General features: G+C 63.4%; 17 protein-coding genes and 1 pseudogene. 5 read left to right on the forward strand and 13 right to left on the reverse strand.

Going from position 1 to position 16,118, the window contains the following annotated elements; all coding sequences use genetic code 11:
* Positions 1–16: 16 nt before the first annotated feature.
* From ACN9MY_RS30265 to ACN9MY_RS30275, 3 genes are all read left to right on the forward strand, one after another.
* The gene (locus ACN9MY_RS30265; protein ID WP_426336587.1) at positions 17–454 is read left to right on the forward strand and encodes a MarR family winged helix-turn-helix transcriptional regulator; all 438 of its coding nucleotides are present in this window, start codon (positions 17–19) and stop codon (positions 452–454) included.
* A 12-nt stretch (positions 455–466) separates the two neighbouring features.
* The gene (locus tag ACN9MY_RS30270) at positions 467–751 is read left to right on the forward strand and encodes a hypothetical protein (protein ID WP_130309964.1); all 285 of its coding nucleotides are present in this window, start codon (positions 467–469) and stop codon (positions 749–751) included.
* A gap of 81 nt (positions 752–832) precedes the next feature.
* Positions 833–1,669, forward strand: coding sequence for an HDOD domain-containing protein (locus tag ACN9MY_RS30275; RefSeq protein ID WP_426165925.1), 837 nt, complete (start codon positions 833–835; stop codon positions 1,667–1,669).
* 31 nt (positions 1,670–1,700) lie between these two features.
* Here the strand turns inward: ACN9MY_RS30275 and ACN9MY_RS30280 are convergent, their stop codons facing one another.
* Both ACN9MY_RS30280 and ACN9MY_RS30285 read right to left on the reverse strand, forming a co-directional pair.
* The gene (locus ACN9MY_RS30280; protein WP_426165928.1) at positions 1,701–2,111 is read right to left on the reverse strand and encodes a DUF4019 domain-containing protein; all 411 of its coding nucleotides are present in this window, start codon (positions 2,109–2,111) and stop codon (positions 1,701–1,703) included.
* Positions 2,112–2,145: 34 nt separating this feature from the next.
* Positions 2,146–3,507: an FAD/NAD(P)-binding protein gene (locus ACN9MY_RS30285; protein ID WP_426336588.1), complete on the reverse strand. Its 1,362-nt coding sequence runs from the start codon at positions 3,505–3,507 to the stop codon at positions 2,146–2,148.
* A gap of 72 nt (positions 3,508–3,579) precedes the next feature.
* Between ACN9MY_RS30285 and cysC the strand changes: the two are divergent.
* Positions 3,580–4,056, forward strand: a pseudogene (cysC, locus tag ACN9MY_RS30290) (adenylyl-sulfate kinase); the annotation flags it as partial.
* On the opposite strand, the gene ACN9MY_RS30295 reads toward cysC, so the two are convergent.
* The 6 genes from ACN9MY_RS30295 to ACN9MY_RS30320 all read right to left on the reverse strand — a co-directional run bounded on the left by ACN9MY_RS30295 (position 4,008) and on the right by ACN9MY_RS30320 (position 9,402).
* Positions 4,008–4,937, reverse strand: coding sequence for an arginase family protein (locus ACN9MY_RS30295; RefSeq protein ID WP_426336589.1), 930 nt, complete (start codon positions 4,935–4,937; stop codon positions 4,008–4,010). The pseudogene cysC and the gene ACN9MY_RS30295 overlap by 49 nt on opposite strands.
* The gene (locus tag ACN9MY_RS30300) at positions 4,934–6,178 is read right to left on the reverse strand and encodes a hypothetical protein (protein ID WP_426336590.1); all 1,245 of its coding nucleotides are present in this window, start codon (positions 6,176–6,178) and stop codon (positions 4,934–4,936) included. Before ACN9MY_RS30300 ends, ACN9MY_RS30295 begins: the two co-directional genes overlap by 4 nt.
* Positions 6,162–6,866, reverse strand: coding sequence for a methyltransferase (locus ACN9MY_RS30305; protein WP_426336591.1), 705 nt, complete (start codon positions 6,864–6,866; stop codon positions 6,162–6,164). The genes ACN9MY_RS30300 and ACN9MY_RS30305 overlap by 17 nt, the downstream gene beginning before the upstream one ends.
* 175 nt (positions 6,867–7,041) lie before the next feature.
* On the reverse strand, positions 7,042–7,890 hold the full coding sequence (locus ACN9MY_RS30310) for a haloalkane dehalogenase (RefSeq protein WP_426336592.1): 849 nt from the start codon (positions 7,888–7,890) through the stop codon (positions 7,042–7,044).
* 130 nt (positions 7,891–8,020) lie between these two features.
* Positions 8,021–8,644, reverse strand: coding sequence for a glutathione S-transferase family protein (locus ACN9MY_RS30315; protein ID WP_426165944.1), 624 nt, complete (start codon positions 8,642–8,644; stop codon positions 8,021–8,023).
* Positions 8,645–8,709: 65 nt separating this feature from the next.
* On the reverse strand, positions 8,710–9,402 hold the full coding sequence (locus tag ACN9MY_RS30320) for a helix-turn-helix transcriptional regulator (protein WP_426336593.1): 693 nt from the start codon (positions 9,400–9,402) through the stop codon (positions 8,710–8,712).
* A gap of 52 nt (positions 9,403–9,454) precedes the next feature.
* Here ACN9MY_RS30320 and ACN9MY_RS30325 point away from each other — a divergent pair, with 52 nt between their 5' ends.
* Positions 9,455–10,498: a LacI family DNA-binding transcriptional regulator gene (locus ACN9MY_RS30325; RefSeq protein WP_426165949.1), complete on the forward strand. Its 1,044-nt coding sequence runs from the start codon at positions 9,455–9,457 to the stop codon at positions 10,496–10,498.
* 61 nt (positions 10,499–10,559) lie between these two features.
* Here the strand turns inward: ACN9MY_RS30325 and secF are convergent, their stop codons facing one another.
* The 5 genes from secF to queA form a co-directional block, all read right to left on the reverse strand.
* On the reverse strand, positions 10,560–11,579 hold the full coding sequence (secF, locus tag ACN9MY_RS30330; RefSeq protein ID WP_426165952.1) for a protein translocase subunit SecF: 1,020 nt from the start codon (positions 11,577–11,579) through the stop codon (positions 10,560–10,562).
* Between the two features lie 9 nt (positions 11,580–11,588).
* Positions 11,589–13,448: a protein translocase subunit SecD gene (secD, locus tag ACN9MY_RS30335; RefSeq protein ID WP_426336594.1), complete on the reverse strand. Its 1,860-nt coding sequence runs from the start codon at positions 13,446–13,448 to the stop codon at positions 11,589–11,591.
* Between the two features lie 57 nt (positions 13,449–13,505).
* Positions 13,506–13,832 (reverse strand): preprotein translocase subunit YajC, encoded by a 327-nt coding sequence (gene yajC / locus ACN9MY_RS30340; protein ID WP_090445410.1) that lies wholly within the window; start codon positions 13,830–13,832, stop codon positions 13,506–13,508.
* 105 nt (positions 13,833–13,937) lie between these two features.
* Positions 13,938–15,077: a tRNA guanosine(34) transglycosylase Tgt gene (tgt, locus tag ACN9MY_RS30345; protein ID WP_057262553.1), complete on the reverse strand. Its 1,140-nt coding sequence runs from the start codon at positions 15,075–15,077 to the stop codon at positions 13,938–13,940.
* A gap of 9 nt (positions 15,078–15,086) precedes the next feature.
* A complete protein-coding gene (gene queA / locus ACN9MY_RS30350; RefSeq protein WP_426336595.1) occupies positions 15,087–16,112 on the reverse strand; it encodes a tRNA preQ1(34) S-adenosylmethionine ribosyltransferase-isomerase QueA in 1,026 nt (341 codons plus the stop codon).
* Positions 16,113–16,118 lie beyond the last annotated feature (6 nt).

The raw sequence follows: 16,118 nt of genomic DNA on the forward strand, positions 1-16,118 counted from the left end.
GCTATAATCCGGTGTCATGGGCGAACGATATTTGAAAAGCATCCGGCTGCTGGCCGAGTGCATGCAAGGGTTTGAGAGGTGGTCCGGCGAACACGTTCGCCAACTTGGCCTCACCCACGCGCAATTCGATATCATTGCCACACTGGGCAACACCCCAGGCATGAGCTACAAGGAGCTGGGCGAACGCACCCTGATCACCAAGGGCACCCTGACCGGCGTCATCGAACGCCTGGAACAGAAGGGCCTGGTGGAACGGGAACGCAATGCCGACGACAAGCGCTCCTTTTTCGTGCGCCTGACCCCGGCGGGCGAGCAGCTCTTTGCCGAAGTGTTTCCTGTTATCGTCGCTAAAGGCGTACAGTTGTTTTCGGACTATAGCGACGCCGATTATGAAGCCCTGGAACGCACCCTGGCCGGGCTGAAGGCCACAATCAGTGCCGGTACACCACTATAAAGAACGAGAAGAATGTTAAAGACCACCCTGCTGGACGGCATCAAGCCAGCCAAATTCGACAAGCAAATCACCGGCAACCTGCTGCTGGAAAACACCAGTGCCGACCTGGTGCGCAAGGAAAAACTGCTGATTGGCATCCGCAATGAAGACGGCGAGATCTACCGCCTGATCGGCGCCACCAAGCACAACAGCTTTACCAATGCAGTGGAAGAACTCGAAGACCTGGAACTGGTCGACGAACTGGGGGATGTCGAAGGCACCGTGGAAGGGTGCGACGCCATCTTCGGCGAAGGCTAAGCTGGGCGTATAGCCAGTTTTTTCATCAAAATAACCACCCTGTCCTAGTTCCAAAGGGCAATTTCTGCATATAATTTTCGCATGGACAGACTGGAAGCCTTCAAAGCAATTGCAGCCCAAGCCGGCCGCGGTGAGCTTACATTCCCCACCAATATCGACGCGTCGATCAAGCTTCAGCGCGCGCTGAACGATGACAATTGCCATATCGACCTGGCAGCCAAGCTGGTGCAGGCCGACCCGCTGCTGGCGGCCCGCACGGTGGCCATTGCCAACTCGGTGGCCTACAACCGCTCCGGCATGGAGATTTCCAGCGTGAAGACGGCTGTGCAGCGCCTTGGGGTGCGCACCCTGCAGTCGCTGGTGACCTCGGTGATCGTGCGCCAGCTCGGCACCAAGATCCGCAATCCCCTGCTCAAGGCCAAGGCCAACCAGCTGTGGGAGCACACCGCCCACGTGGCGGCGCTGGCGCAGGTGATTGCGCGGCGCGTGTCCCACGTCGATCCCGATACCGCCATGTTTGCCGGCATCGTGCACGAGGTGGGCGGCTTCTACATGCTGTCGCAAGCCGAAGCCTATCCGGAAGCGATGGAAGGCGATCCGGAAGAATGGACCACCTACGGCGAAGTGCCGATCGGCCGCGGCGTCCTGCAAAAGCTGATGATTCCCGAGAACGTGATGAAGGCCGTGGAAGCCATGTGGGAAGGCATGCGCGCCCTGCCACCCGAAAACCTGGGCGACACGCTGCTGTTGGCCAACGACTTGTCCCCGATCGCCTCGCCGCTGCACGCCCGCCCGGGTGCAACCTCGGTGGCAGCCGCCAGCACCATCGACTTCGCCGTCGGCGACGGCACGCTGGCCAGCATCATGGAAGAGTCGGCGGAAGAAGTGAAATCCCTTACCTCCGCCCTGCTTCACTGAGACGTACCCTTTAAAAGGGGTACGTCCCCATTTATTTTATAAAGTAACCGGAGACGCGCCAGTTGCCGTCCGGCCCTTTCATCGGGGTCACGGTTTCCACGGCGCTGGCCTTGTTCTCGAATTGGGTGGCGAACTGCAGGACGAAGTAGTCGCCTGCCGGGGCGCCCGGCAAGCTGTGCGTGAACTGGGCACTGGCCAGGCGGCGCGACTTTACTGTTCCCAAGGGCATGCGCACATTGCGCAGCGCCTGCTCCCAGCCCGGCTTGCTGATCGCGCCTTTGAATGCCGGGGCTGCCTTGTCCCAGCTCGCACCGTAGCTGCCGGCATCGGTCAGCGCCAGCCATTCGCTGGCGGCGGTTTTGGCGGAATCGCCTGACGGTGCATCTTGCGCAAACACGGCGCCAGACAGCAATAAACCAGCAATCAGCAAAACCGCGCGCATCGTCGTTCTCCAACACTGTTGAGGATTGCCAATTTTACATGCAGGCGCGGGCGATCGTGGCGGCGAATTGACGCAGTTCAGGCACCGCAGTCGCCTCCCAGTAGCCGGCCCGCAGCCAGGGGCCGATGTAATACAGGCCTGGCGTCGGTTTGCCGTCTGCGCCAAGCACGGTGCAGCCGGCGCCGGTTTCCACGCCGAGTCCCAGCGCGTCGGCCTGCATCAGGCCATCGGCCAGGAGCTGTCGCACCAGAGGCATCGATGCGCGGCGCGGGCTGGCGCAGCTGCCGGTACAGTTGATGATGCGGGCGGCGCGCAGTTCGACGACTGCTTCGCTGCCGCGCGGCTGCACCGCCAGGACCGCCAGTTCCGCCTCGTCGCGGATGCCCATGACGCGTCCTGCCGACACGCGCAGCGCGCCGCGCTCCAGCGCCGCCGCCAACTCCTGCTGCACCATTGGCGGCAACTGGTGCCGGTGCACGTCCCAATACGGCCGCACATGGCGCAGGAAGCGGCGCCGCTCGACCGCGGGCCAGGCTTGCCAGATGCCCGCGGACTGGTGGCGCAAGGCTGCCAGCGCATCGTGCCAGTCCAGGCCCGCCGCTTCAAGGCGTTCCACCTGCCGCATGAAAGCATGCAAGGCCGCGCGAACGGTTGGCGCTTCGTCGCGCAGCAGAGGGCTGCCTGCCAGGTGGCCGCAAGGCGGCTTGCTGGGCTGCGGCAGCAGGCCATGGCGCGACAGCGCATGCACGCACTGCGAGGGATTGCGGCGCAGGAGCTGCAGCGCGATATCGACCGCCGTCAGGCCGCTGCCCAGCAGCAGCACCGGGTCGTGAACGCCAACGGTGGACAACAGGTCTGCGCGCCATGGATCCGGCACGTAATGCGCACTGTCGGCCAGCGTGCCGTGCGCCATTTCCGGCGGTGGCGCTGGAAGGTGGCCGAAGGCCAGCACCACCCGGTCCGCCTCGATCCGGCGGCCGTCTTCCAGCATCGCTTCCAGCCTGCCGCCAGTTTCGGTTTGCAAGCGGTATACGCTGCCGCTGATGCAATCGAGGCTGGCGTGGCGTGGCGCCTGGTCTTGCGCCTGGCGCAGTGCCCATTCCAGATAGTCGCCGTACACGCTGCGGGCGACGTAGGAACTCCCGGTCACGCGGCTGTCGCGCAGCGCCGCATAGCGCAGGAAGTGTTCCGGATCATCGGGCAGCACGCTCATTTTTGCCGCCACCACGTTGAGCAAATGCTGCTGGCTTTGCGTCCCGTATGCCATGCCGCGCGCCAGCCGTCCGCTGCGGTTCAACAACAGCAGGCGCAAAGGCTGGCGTCCCGCGAGGCGCAGCATCTGTATCGCGCACGCTACACCGGAAAAGCCTGCACCTACGATCAGCACGGTGCGCATGCTGCCCTCCTGCATCGCGTATATAGTCGCATCATGGACTCCTTGATCATATCGCGCCGCGAGCGCGAAGAAATGCATGGCCATCGCGGCGCGGTAGTCTGGTTCACCGGCCTGTCCGGCGCCGGCAAGACAACACTGGCCCGCGCCGTCGAACAGCGCCTGTTCCATGCCGGCTGCCAGGTCGTGCTGCTGGATGGCGACAGCCTGCGCCAGGGCTTGTGCGCCGACCTTGGCTTTTCTCCCGAAGACCGCAGCGAGAACCTGCGCCGAGCCGGCGAAACCGCCCGCCTGTTCGCCGAATCCGGCATCATCGTGCTGGCGGCCTTCATTTCGCCGCTGCGCGCCGACCGCGCCCGCGTGCGCGCCATGCAGGCCGGAGACGACTTCATCGAAGCATGGTGCAAATGCCCGCTGGAAGTCTGCGAACAGCGCGATGTCAAAGGACTGTACCGCCGCGCACGAGCCGGAGAGGTGAAACAGTTCACCGGCGTGTCCGCCCCTTACGAAGCGCCGCTGGCGCCCGAACTGTCGCTCGATACCGCGCGCGCGCCCCTGGCCGATTGCGTCGAGCTGGTACTGGCCGGGTTGCGCTCGCGCGGCGTGCTGCGCGCGCCGGGCAGCAGCTCGTCCAGCAGCTCCAGGCAGATGCGGGCAGCCTGGTCGCCCGCGTCCAGTTCCGCGTGCCAGGCCGATACCGACACGGCCACCAAGGGGTAGTCGCGCAGGCTGCGGAACAGCTCCGCCATCTCTTCCACGCGCGGTCCCGCCGGTACATGGTATTTGAGCGCTGGCATGCGCTGGGCTTCGTCCAGCACGTCGGTATCGAAATGCACGTAGAGGGTCTCGTGCGTCGACAGCTTGCCCAGCACCTGGTCCAGGGTGCAACGCACGATCGCCGATCGCTCCAATGCCACGTCTTCGCCAGGGTCAAGGTCGCGCGCATCGGACAGCAGCACCAGCTCTTCCGGGTAGGGACGCATGCCCACCGCTTCGCGCAACGCGGTGATGCTGTCGCGACGGTTCTGGCGCCGGTCCTGGCGGCCGACCAGCATGGCCAGCGGCATGCCGCCCAGGTATTGGGTGTGCGTGGTGGCCCAGGTGTGGAAGTCGCCGTGCGCGTCCAGCCACAGCATGCGTTGCGGTTCGCGGCCGACACGCTGCAAGCCTGCCATCACGCCCATGGTCGAGACGCAGTCGCCGGAAATGCTGACCGGCAGGTCGCCGGCCGCGGCCGCCGCGGCGACCTGTTCGGCCAGCACGGCATACACGCGGCCCATGCTGCGCATCTGTTCATCCTTGTCCACCAGTTCGGTGGCCGTCGATTGCGGCGACTGCAGCACGGCCCAGGGCTGCGAGTCGAGCAACTGCACGCGCTGCAGGCCGTCGCGCCGCTTGCCCATCAAGTAAGGCACCAGCAGGCGGCGGATCATTGCCACTGCTCCGGCGCCGCGCCGTAGCCCAGCGCGTGCATCATGTCGGCCACTTCCGCGCGCCGCGCCAAAGGCAGCAACTGGCTGCTGCGCTTGCGCCAGCGGCCGGGCGCGGGGGCTTCGGTCGCCATCGTCACCGGCAGCTCGGGCGGCTGCGGCATCGGAGGCAGGCCAAGCCATTCGCAAGTCCGCTCCAGCACGCCCGCAGGGTCGGACAGGAAGGATTCGAAGCGCACCGGCAGCGCCGCCACGCCGCTATCGACAATATGGCGGTGGCAGGACAGCCACTGATTCAGGCACACCTCCTCCAGCGGCGCATTGATAAAACTGCGCCAGTTCGGCGGCAGGTCGAATTTCCACCAGCGCTGGCCGCCCTCGCACTGTTCCGAATAGCCGTGGATGGCCAGCGTCACGCCGTGCTTTTGCATGTCGTGCGCATGGAAGCCGAGCGGCGACAGCCAGCCGTCGATCAAGCCGTTGACGCAGGCGGCAACGCTGCGGACCAGGTGCACATAGCGCACCTGCGCATGCGGGAACAGTTGTTCATAGAAGCCGTGGCGATAAGCGTCGGAAGGGGTCTTGAACAGCAATACCTTGCTGGCGGCATCATCTTCGGTGAAATGCCGGGCACGCATGGCGGGCGAAACAAAGGGCGGCTCTTCGATCTTGGCGGCCTCGTTGAATGGCCGCCGTTCGCCCGGTCCGCGACCGCCGTCGTAGTAATCGCGCCGCCACGGTTCGCGCCAGAACACGGCGCCCAGCACGGCATGCTGCAATTCGTGCTCGCCGGGCGCGTCGGCGCCCTGGCTGGGCAGCAGCGCCTCGTCGAGGGCACGCTCCATCTGGGCAAAGGCCAGCGGTTGCGCGAACAGCGCAGGGAACTGCAGCAGCAGGCGCTTGCGCCAGCGCGCTTTCAACTCCGGCAACGGCGCCATGCCGCCTTCGGGCACGGTCAGGCTGTCGAAGATCTCGTCGGCCAGCGCATCGGGATTGCGCAGGCGTGCGATGGCATCGCTGGTGCATGCTGGATCGTAGCCGAAGCCGTCGCCGCTCAAGGCAAGGAAGGGCTCCGCTTCGCCGTCAAGGCTGGCGATGCCGGGATGGCGCGCCAGCACCGCCTTGAACAGCGTCGACCCGGAACGCGAACTGGTGAGGATGACGGCGACACGCCTTACCTGCGCACGCCAAGGCGCATGCGGCACTGCCCGCAACTGGCGGATGGTGTCAATCAGCCCGTCCATGCCTTGCCACCGGCTTGATCAGGAAAGCAAAGAACTGGCGCTCCTGGTCGCGTTCGGCCGCGCTGCGCGCCATCAGCCGGATGCTGAAGCCGGCCTGTTTCGCCAGCCGCCGCACCTCGTCCACCGCGCCGAAATTCGAGTGCGCGAAGTAGATGCGCCCGCCCGGCTTCAGGTAGCGCGCCGCCTGCTCGAAGAACTGGGTATTGGTGCGGAAATCGGTATCCCACTGCGAGCGCGCCACCACGTCGGGCGCCGGCTTGTCGCGGAACGGCAGGTTGGCGGTGATGACGTCGAACTGTTCATCGCCCACATTCTCGAACAGGTCGGAACGGCGCACCTCCATCACCCCCTCGAATCCGTGCGCCTTCAGGTTGTGGCGCGCGCTTCGGATGGCAGCCGGATTGACGTCCAGCGCCAGCACGCGCGACGCGCCCTGGTAGCAGGCGAAGATCGCAATCACGCCCGAGCCGGTGCCCACATCGAGTACGCTCTCCCCCGGCTTAATGCGGAAATTGCGCACCAGCGGCTGGCTATCGAGGAAGGGCCAGAAAGTATTCGGATAGACGTGGAATTTCTTGCCAAGATAAGTGATGGTGCGCCCGCCCTCCGGTACAGCCTTGAAGGCCTTTTGACGCGTGGCTTGCCAGCGGTCGACTTGTTCTGGCGTGGGAAGTGCAGATGTTCGCATACCTGTCCCCTTGTCTGATGCTTGCCATGCTATCGAGTCTGCCAGGCAAGGGCAAGCACGGATGAACCCGTGCGCGCGAACTGTTGGAACCTTACATTGCTCTCCGGTTGAAAGTCGGGGTCAGGTCTGGCAATCCGCCAAAATGGCGGATTGCCAGACCTGACCCCGACTTTCATCAAGGCAGCCACGCGGCGATGGCGCGGCCGATGGCTTCGGGGTGGTCTTCCTGGATGTTGTGCGTGCCTTCGCCGAGTTCAACCAGCTTGCAGTTTGCAAACTTCTCGGCGTAGCGCTCGGCGACCGGATGTGGCGTCAGCACGCCGTTCGGGCTGAACAGGATCAGCTTCGGATATTGAGCCGTGGCCATGATTGCTTCGTTGCGTTCGATCAGCTGGTACACATCGGCCGGCTCCCCGGCAATCGGCATCATGCGCGGGAAAGCCAGCATCGGCTTGCGCGATGCGGGCGTCGGGAATGGCGCGCGGTAGGCATCCATCTCTTCCGCCGTCAGCGGGCGCAGCGCGCCTTTCGGCAGCATCTGCTCGATGAAGAGGTTCTGCTGCAGCACGAACTCTTCGCCGCTGCCCGGTGCGCGCATCAGCTTGAAGCGCTCGCGCGCCTGTTCGAGCGGGTGGAAGTCTTCCCATGTCGGGCTGGGACGCACGAACTCCATCAGGGCCACGCCGCGCACCTTGGCCGGGTAGCGCGCCGCCAGGTGGATGGCCAGCGCGCCGCCCCAGTCCTGGCCGACCAGCGTGAACTCCTCGATCTCCATCTGCTGCAGGAAGGCCTCGAGGTAGGCCGCGTGTTCGAGGAAGCTGTAGGCGATATCGGGCTTGCCGGAAGCGCCGAAGCCGATCAGGTCGGGCGCCACGCACCAGGCTTTGACGGCCACGTGCGGCATGATGTCGCGCCAGATGAAGGAGTGCGTCGGGTTGCCGTGCAAGAAGATCACGGCGTGCTGGCTGCGTTTGCCGAGCTCGCGATAAGCGATGGTGGAATTCAGTACGGGGAGGTTCTGCATGAGGTCTCTCTCAGAAAAAAATGCCCACTCCAAAGAGTGGGCCAAGTCCAAAACTAGGGATGTCCTGAAAGAGACGGTTCCATCTTATGTTCGGGACTGGCCGCACTCTGTGCGTCAACTCACACAAGCCTTAAAAAGGCCATGGGGTCTCGGTCTGCTGCCATGCAGGCAGTTGCTGCACCCGTTCGAACCAGGCCAGCAAATGCTGGTATTGCTCGACTGGAATTTTGGCGCGGCTCACATACATCATGGGCGCTGCAACGGCGAAGTCGGCCAGCGTGAGCTTGCCGCCGCTCAGCCACTGGCGTGTGGCCAGGTGCTTGTCGAGCACTGCCGCGTGCTGGTGCACGAAGGTTTCGCCCTTCTTGATCTCGACCGGATCAGGGTCCTGGCCGGTGACGAACTTCTTCCACAGGTACTCCCAGGTCAGGATGCCAATCGCCGGTGCAAAGTGCTGGGCGGCGAAGAACATCCAGCGGTTGACGTCGGCGCGCTCTTTCAGGTCGCGCGGATAGACGTCGTTGGCGCCGGCCTTGTCAGCCAGGTACTGCATGATGGCGCAGGATTCCCACAGCAGGAAGCCATCGTCTTCCAGCACCGGCACTTTGCCGCAGATGTTCACCTCGCTCAGGCGCTTGCGGTCGGCTTCGCTGGCCAGGTCGATGAAGACTTCCTCCAGCTTGATGCCGAGCTGGCTAGCCGCCAGCAATACACGGCGGGCGTTGGAGGACAGTGGGTTGTGATAGAGGCGCATCGCTAATCTCCTTGGTGGTTTGATCGAATGCGCCTATCGTAACCAAGGTCCCCTGACAGTTCCTGTCAGGAGTCGTCTTTGATGGCGTTTTCTTCGCGCCAGACTTTGAGCAATTCGTGGCGCGGTGCAGGGTAGCGTTCTGCAAGTGCTTCGGCGTGCGCGATGCGGTCGATGCGGAAGTGGCGGTTGGCCTTGCGCATCTCGCACCAGGCGGCAAGGATGCGGCGCCCTTCGAAAAAAGCCAGCGCAAACGGCCACACAGTGCGCTCGGACGAAAAACCGTTTTCGTCCTTGTATTGGATGCGCATCTTGTGATGGCGACGGATTGCTTCGCGCGCGGGCTGCACGAATTCATCGTGCTCCGGCGTGTCGCGCATCAGCGGCACCCACAGGCTGGTGTCGGCCATGTCGTCGCGCAGGTCTTTCGGCGTGGCGGTGGCGATCTTGGCCAGCGCGTTGGCTGCGGCTTGCGCCAGCGCCGGGTCGCCCTGGCGGCGCACCCAGCGCGCGCCCAGCACCAGCGCTTCCAGTTCGTCCGTGTCGAACATCAGCGGCGGCAGGAAGAAGCCGCTGCGCAGCAGATAGCCAAGGCCGGCCGAGCCTTCCACCGGCGCGCCGAGTTCGGCCAGGGTTTGCATGTCGCGGTAAATCGTGCGTTCGGATACACCCAGCTTTTCCGCCAGTGCGGCCGCAGTCACCGGACGGCGGCTGCCGCGCATGGCATCCATGAGCTGGAACAGGCGGCCGGTACGGCTCATTGCTGCTCCCCATTTTACGAGGCGTGCAGCTTAACATAGTTATAATCTTGGAATGAGCAAGAACCTCCCTACCAAGAACCCTGCCACCAAAAGCCGCGCACTCGGCAAAGTCACCCTGTCGGATGTCGCCGCCCTCGCCGGCGTCGCCCCCATGACGGCGTCGCGCGCCATCAATCAACCGGAGCTGGTGTCGTCTGTCCTGCGCGAGCGCGTGGAGAAGGCGGTGCAAGATCTCGGCTATGTTCCGAACCGCGCAGCGCGCGCCCTGGCCTCGGCGCAGTCAAGGGTCATCGTGGTGCTGGTGCCATCGCTGGCAAACACGGTGTTCACCGCGGTGCTGGCGGGCGTGCAGGATGCGCTCGACCCGTGCAACTACCAGATCCTGATCGGTAACACGCGCTATTCGGATGCGGAAGAAGAGAAGCTGCTGGCGACTTATATGCAGTCGAATCCGGACGGTATCCTGCTGTGCGGACTGACGCACAGCCCGCGCGTGCAGCAGATGCTGGCCACTTCGCGCGTGCCGGTGGTGTCGATGATGGATCTGTCTTCGGAACCGGGCGCGATGTCGGTCGGCTTCTCGCAGGAGGATGCCGGCTACACCATCACGCGCTACCTGATCGAGAAGGGCCGCAAGCGCATCGGCTACATGGCCGCCCAGCTCGACGAACGTACCCTGAAGCGCGGCGATGGCTACCGCAAGGCCATGGAGGAAGCCGGCCTGGCCGACCCGATGCTGGAGCTGATGTGCCCGGACCCGTCCACCATCGCCCTGGGCGCTGAGCTGCTGGGCCGCATGCTGGCCAATATGCCGGGCCTGGACGCGATCTTCTGCTGCAACGACGACCTGGCGCACGGCGCCATCTTCCAGTGCCAGCGGCGCGGCATCAAGGTGCCGGAGCAGCTGGCGATCTGCGGCTTCAACGACCTGCCGGCTTCTGCCTGGATGAAGCCTTCGGTCACCACGGTCGGCACGCCGCGCTACCAGACGGGTTTTGAGGCCGCCAACCTGCTGCTGGCGACCATCCGCGGCAACGACGTGCCGGCGCGCCGCATCGACCTTGGCTTCACGCTGATGGCACGCGAGAGCGCATAACGACATCAGTGCAAATAAAAAAAGCAGCCTCACGGCTGCTTTTTTTTTCGAGCGCGGTTGTTTAAACCACCGCGCCGTCGGTCTCGTCTTTTTCCTTGATCGGCTTGATCAGGTCTTCGCGCTTCACGCCCAGCCACATGGCCACGGCAGCAGCAACGAACACGGAAGAGTAAATACCGAAGCAGATACCGATGGTCAGCGCAATCGCGAAGTAGTGCAGGGTCGGACCGCCCAGGAACAGCATCGACAGCACCATCATCTGGGTGCAACCGTGGGTGATGATGGTACGCGAGATGGTGGAGGTGATCGCGTTGTCGATCACCTCATGCACGGACATCTTGCGCTGCTTGCGGAAGTTCTCGCGAATCCGGTCGAAGATAACCACCGATTCGTTGACGGAGTAACCCAGCACCGCCAGCACGGCGGCCAGCACGGTCAGCGAGAATTCCCATTGGAAGAAGGCGAAGAAGCCCAGGATGATCACCACGTCGTGCAAGTTCGCGACGATGGCGGCCACTGCGAATTTCCATTCGAAGCGGATGGCCAGGTAGATCATCACGCCAACCACCACCATGATCAGGGCGTTCAGGCCGTTCTGCGCCAGCTCATCGCCGACCTGCGGGCCGACGAATTCAACCTTCTGCAGCGACACGCCTTCGGAACCGTCGGCATGGATACAGGCGCTCTTCATTTCATGGGCGCCCTTGTCGGTCACCTTGTCGACCGACTTGACGCTGCCCTGCTCGGCCTTGCACAGCTCGCCGAACACCTTGGCAGCGGTATCGGCAGCGGTGGTGCCTGCAACGTTCGGCAGGCGGATCAAGGCGTCGCGCGCCGTGTCGATGCTCGACACCTCAGGATGGTAGCCCAGGCCATTCAGGGTCTCGCGCACCTTTTCCAGGTTGGCTGCCTGCGCGTACTTCACTTCCATCACGGTGCCGCCGGTGAACTCCACCGAGAAGTGCAGGCCCTTGGTGGCCAGGAAGAACACTGCTGCCACGAAGGTCAGCGCCGAAATCACGTTGAAGACCAACGCGTGGCGCATGAACGGGATGTCTTTACGGATGCGGAAAAATTCCATCTCTATTCCTTAGTTCGCAGGTTTCCAGACGGTGCCGATCGACAGCGACTGCAGTTTCTTCTTACGGCCGTACCACAGGTTCACCACGCCGCGCGAAACGAAGACTGCGGAGAACATCGAGGTCAGGATACCCAGGCTGTGCACCACGGCGAAGCCGCGCACCGCACCGGAACCGAACACCAGCAGCGCGATACCAACGATCAGGGTGGTCACGTTGGAGTCCAGGATGGTGTGCCAGGCGTGCTCGAAGCCGGCGGCAATCGCCGACTGCGGGTTGGCGCCATTGCGCAGCTCTTCGCGGATACGTTCGTTGATCAGCACGTTGGCGTCAATTGCCATGCCCAGCGCCAGCGCGATTGCCGCGATACCCGGCAGGGTCAGCGTGGCTTGCAGGCGGGACAGCACAGCGATCAGCAGCAGCAGGTTCACTGCCAGCGCCAGCACGCTGAAGGCGCCGAACATCATGTAGTAGATGATCATGAAGGCCGCGATGGCGGCAAAGCCGTACATCGTGGAGTGGAAGCCCTTGGCGATGTTTTCAGCGCCCAGTGCAGGACCCACGGTACGCTGCTCGATCACTTCCATCGGAGCGTACAGGGCGCCGGCGCGCAGCAGCAGCGCCAGTTCGGCGGAGTTCTCCGCGCTGCCCATGCCGGTGATCTGGAAGCGGCTACCCAGTTCGCTCTGGATGGTCGCCACGGACAGCACTTCGGCCTTCTTCTTCTCGAACAGCACGATGGCCATCTTCTTGCCGACGCGGTCGCGGGTTGCGTCGCGCATCTTGCGGCCACCGTCGCCGTTCAGGTCGATGCTGACGGCAGGCTGCTGGTTCTGGTCGAAAGTGGCGGTTGCGCTGGAGATGTAATCGCCGGTCAGCACCACGTCCTTGGACAGCACGACAGGCACACCTTTGCCGACGGTGTACAGCTCCGAGTTGTACGGAATGGCAGCGTTCAGCTCAGTGCCAGGGGTGACGGTTTCGTCGACCATGCGCACTTCCAGAGTGGCGGTACGGCCGATGATGTCTTTCGCGTGTGCGGCATCCTGCACGCCCGGCAGCTGCACCACGATGCGGTCAGGGCCTTGCTGCTGGATCACCGGCTCGGACACGCCCAGTTCATTCACGCGCTTGCCCAGGGTGGCAATATTCTGCTGCACGCCGTTGTCCAGGGTGGCTTTCAGGGCGGCCGGCTTCAGGGTCACGACCAGGCGCAGTTCGTCGCCTTCGGTGGCGTCAACCACGTCCATATCCGGCTGCTGGTCCTTGATGATGCCCTTGGCCTGCTGGCGCAGTGCGTCGTCGCGGAACTTGACGATGATGGTGTCGTTCACGCGATCGATGCCGGCGTGGCGCACGTTCTTCTCGCGCAGCTGGTTCTTGATGGCAGCCTGGGTACCCTGGATACGCTTGGTGACCGCAGCCTTGGTGTCAACCTGCATCAGGAAGTGCACGCCGCCGCGCAGGTCCAGGCCCAGGTACATTGGCAGTGCGCCTACAGCGCGCATCCAGTCCGGGGTATTCGACACCAGGTTGACGGTGACGATATAGGTCGGGTCGTTCGGGTCCGGGTTCAGGCCTTTTTCAAGCGCCAGCCGGCCTTTGAACTGGGCGTCGGTGTCGGAAAAGCGCGCGCGCACGTAGGTGTGCATGCCGGCGCCGTCCAGCGCTACGCCGTCGTTCTTGACGTTGGCTTGTTTCAGGAGCGTGTCCACCTGGGTCGCCAGGGCATTGGTGACCTTGACGGTGGCCTTGGCGCTGGTGATCTGCAGTGCAGGTGTCTGGCCGAAGTAGTTAGGCGCCGTGTACAGGGCGCCAAGCAGCACCACCACGACGATAAGGATGTATTTCCAGATTGGATAACGATTCATAGTCTTCAGCGTTCAGGCTATAACAAAACGGGCGGCACTGGCCGCCCGCGCCGGTTATCACAGGCTCTTCAGGGTGCCTTTCGGCAGCTGGGAAGAGATGGCGTGCTTCTGCACCCAGACTTCGGTGCCCTGCGACACTTCGATAGCCACGTTCTGGTCGTTCACCTTGGTCACTTTGCCCATGATGCCGCCGATGGTCACCACTTCGTCGCCCTTGGCGAGGGCTTCCATCATGGCTTTCTGCTCTTTCGCGCGCTTCTGCTGCGGCCGAATCATCAGGAAGTACATCACCACAAACATCAGGATCAGTGGTGCGAAGGTGGTCAGGCTGCCCATGGCGCCGGCGTCGGCTGCGGTTTGGGCATATGCGTTGGAAATGAACACGGGGACTCCAGATTCTAGTTAGGTAAAACTTATTGGGTAAAAATCAAGCGGTGTATTCTAGCACCCGCCACGCTGCCGACCTACATAAGGGCGGCTTGCCGCTTTTTAAATACCACGCGCGCGATCTGCGTGGAATTGCTGCACCCAGTCCGGGAAACGGTCGGCGTCGAGCGCGTCGCGCATCTGCTGCATGATGTCCAGGTAATAATGCAGGTTGTGGATGGTGTTCAGGCGCGCGCCCAGGATCTCCTGCGCACGGTGTAGGTGGTGCAGGTAGGCCCGGCTGAAGTTGCGGCAGGTGTAGCAGGAGCAGGTCGGGTCCAGCGGTTCCTTGTCATCCTTATAACGGGCATTCTTGATCTTGACGTCGCCGAAGCGGGTGAAGATCCAGCCGTTGCGGGCATTCCGGGTCGGCATCACGCAGTCGAACATGTCGACGCCGTTGGCCACGCCGTTCACCAGGTCTTCCGGAGTGCCGACGCCCATCAGGTAGTGCGGCTTGTTCTCAGGCAGGCGCGGGCCGACGTGCTGCAGGATGCGCATCATGTCTTCTTTTGGCTCGCCGACGGACAAGCCGCCGATGGCCAGGCCCGGGAAGTCGATTTCCTGGAGGCCTGCCAGCGATTCATCGCGCAGGTTTTCGTACATGCCGCCCTGGACGATGCCAAACAGCGCGTTCGGGTTCTCGCCCGCCTTGAACTCATTCATCGAGCGTTGGGCCCAGCGCAGGGACATGCGCATCGACTTCGCCGCTTCTTCCAGCGTGGCAGGACGGCCATCGATTTCGTACGGGGTGCATTCGTCGAACTGCATCACGATGTCGGAATTCAGCACGCGCTGGATCTGCATCGAGATTTCCGGCGACAGGAACAGCTTGTCGCCGTTGATCGGCGAATTGAAGGTCACGCCTTCTTCGGTGATCTTGCGCATTTCGCCCAGGGAGAACACCTGGAAGCCGCCGGAGTCGGTCAGGATCGGCTTGTCCCAGCCCATGAAGCCGTGCAGGCCGCCGAACTTGGACATTACGTCGTTACCGGGGCGCAGCCACAGGTGAAAGGTGTTGCCGAGGATGATCTGGGCGCCGATTTCCTTCAGCTCCAGCGGCGACATGGCCTTGACGGAGCCGTAGGTACCGACCGGCATGAAGATCGGGGTCTGCACCTCGCCGTGATTGAGCTTGACCGTGCCGCGGCGGGCGTGGGTCTTGCCGGTGGTGTCTTTTTTGATGAGTTTAAATTCCAGCATCGGTATTCCTTATGCTCTGTTGTGCGTCGTCAGCAGCATGGCGTCGCCATAGCTGAAGAATCGGTATTCGTTCGCGATCGCGTGCTGGTAGGCGTGGCGGATCTCGGTAAAGCCTGCGAAAGCGCTGACCAGCATCAGCAGAGTCGATTTCGGCAGGTGGAAGTTGGTGACCAGTCGCGTCACCGTCTTGAATTGGTAGCCCGGAGTGATGAACAGGTTGGTGTCGCCGCTGCCCGCTTCCAGGCTGCCGCCTTGGGAGGCCGATTCCAGGGCGCGCAGCGAGGTCGTGCCCACCGCCACCACGTCGCGGCCGGCGGCGCGCGCTTCACGCACGGCGTCCACGGTTTCCTGCGGCATGGTGTACCACTCGGTATGCATCTTGTGCTCGGCCAGGTTTTCGGTGCGTACCGGCTGGAAGGTGCCGGCGCCCACGTGCAGGGTGACGTAGGCGAATTTCACGCCCTTGGCGCGCAGCTTGTCGAGCAGCGCTTCATCGAAATGCAGGCCGGCGGTCGGCGCCGCCACGGCACCCGGCACCTTGTTGAACACCGTCTGGTAGCGCGTTTCGTCCACTTCGCCCGGCGCGTGTTCGATGTAGGGCGGCAGCGGCAGGCGGCCATATTGCTCGATCAGGTCGAACACATCTGCTTCGAAATGCAGGGTATAGAACTCGCCGGCACGCTCACCGACGGTGACATCGAAGGCATCGGCCAGACGGATCTTCACGCCGGGACCGGGCGACTTCGAGGCGCGCACCTGGGCCAGCACGGTGCGGGTGTCCAGCACGCGCTCAACCAGCGCCTCCACCTTGCCGCCGCTGTCCTTGACGCCGAAGAAACGGGCCTTGAGCACGCGGGTGTTGTTCATCACCAGCAGGTCACCAGCCTGGAGCTGGTCGACGATGTCGGTGAACTGGCGGTCGTGCAGGATCTTGCCGTCCACGTGCAGGAGGCGCGACGCGCTGCGGTCCGGCAGAGGAAATTGCGCAATTCGCTCTGGCGGCAAGTTAAAATCGAAGTCGGATAACGAGTACATTGACGG

The sequence above is a fragment of the Pseudoduganella sp. R-31 genome (genome assembly GCF_049913235.1).
Classification (GTDB): domain Bacteria; phylum Pseudomonadota; class Gammaproteobacteria; order Burkholderiales; family Burkholderiaceae_D; genus Rugamonas.

Excerpts from the sequence above, each read along its gene's own strand:
- ACN9MY_RS30265 (WP_426336587.1), top strand. The coding sequence starts at position 17 with ATGGGCGAACGATATTTGAAAAGCATCCGGCTGCTGGCCGAGTGCATG.
- ACN9MY_RS30270 (WP_130309964.1), top strand. The coding sequence starts at position 467 with ATGTTAAAGACCACCCTGCTGGACGGCATCAAGCCAGCCAAATTCGAC.
- ACN9MY_RS30275 (WP_426165925.1), top strand. The coding sequence starts at position 833 with ATGGACAGACTGGAAGCCTTCAAAGCAATTGCAGCCCAAGCCGGCCGC.
- ACN9MY_RS30280 (WP_426165928.1), bottom strand. The coding sequence starts at position 2,111 with ATGCGCGCGGTTTTGCTGATTGCTGGTTTATTGCTGTCTGGCGCCGTG.
- ACN9MY_RS30285 (WP_426336588.1), bottom strand. The coding sequence starts at position 3,507 with ATGCGCACCGTGCTGATCGTAGGTGCAGGCTTTTCCGGTGTAGCGTGC.
- ACN9MY_RS30295 (WP_426336589.1), bottom strand. The coding sequence starts at position 4,937 with ATGATCCGCCGCCTGCTGGTGCCTTACTTGATGGGCAAGCGGCGCGAC.
- ACN9MY_RS30300 (WP_426336590.1), bottom strand. The coding sequence starts at position 6,178 with ATGGACGGGCTGATTGACACCATCCGCCAGTTGCGGGCAGTGCCGCAT.
- ACN9MY_RS30305 (WP_426336591.1), bottom strand. The coding sequence starts at position 6,866 with ATGCGAACATCTGCACTTCCCACGCCAGAACAAGTCGACCGCTGGCAA.
- ACN9MY_RS30310 (WP_426336592.1), bottom strand. The coding sequence starts at position 7,890 with ATGCAGAACCTCCCCGTACTGAATTCCACCATCGCTTATCGCGAGCTC.
- ACN9MY_RS30315 (WP_426165944.1), bottom strand. The coding sequence starts at position 8,644 with ATGCGCCTCTATCACAACCCACTGTCCTCCAACGCCCGCCGTGTATTG.
- ACN9MY_RS30320 (WP_426336593.1), bottom strand. The coding sequence starts at position 9,402 with ATGAGCCGTACCGGCCGCCTGTTCCAGCTCATGGATGCCATGCGCGGC.
- ACN9MY_RS30325 (WP_426165949.1), top strand. The coding sequence starts at position 9,455 with ATGAGCAAGAACCTCCCTACCAAGAACCCTGCCACCAAAAGCCGCGCA.
- secF (WP_426165952.1), bottom strand. The coding sequence starts at position 11,579 with ATGGAATTTTTCCGCATCCGTAAAGACATCCCGTTCATGCGCCACGCG.
- secD (WP_426336594.1), bottom strand. The coding sequence starts at position 13,448 with ATGAATCGTTATCCAATCTGGAAATACATCCTTATCGTCGTGGTGGTG.
- tgt (WP_057262553.1), bottom strand. The coding sequence starts at position 15,077 with ATGCTGGAATTTAAACTCATCAAAAAAGACACCACCGGCAAGACCCAC.
- queA (WP_426336595.1), bottom strand. The coding sequence starts at position 16,112 with ATGTACTCGTTATCCGACTTCGATTTTAACTTGCCGCCAGAGCGAATT.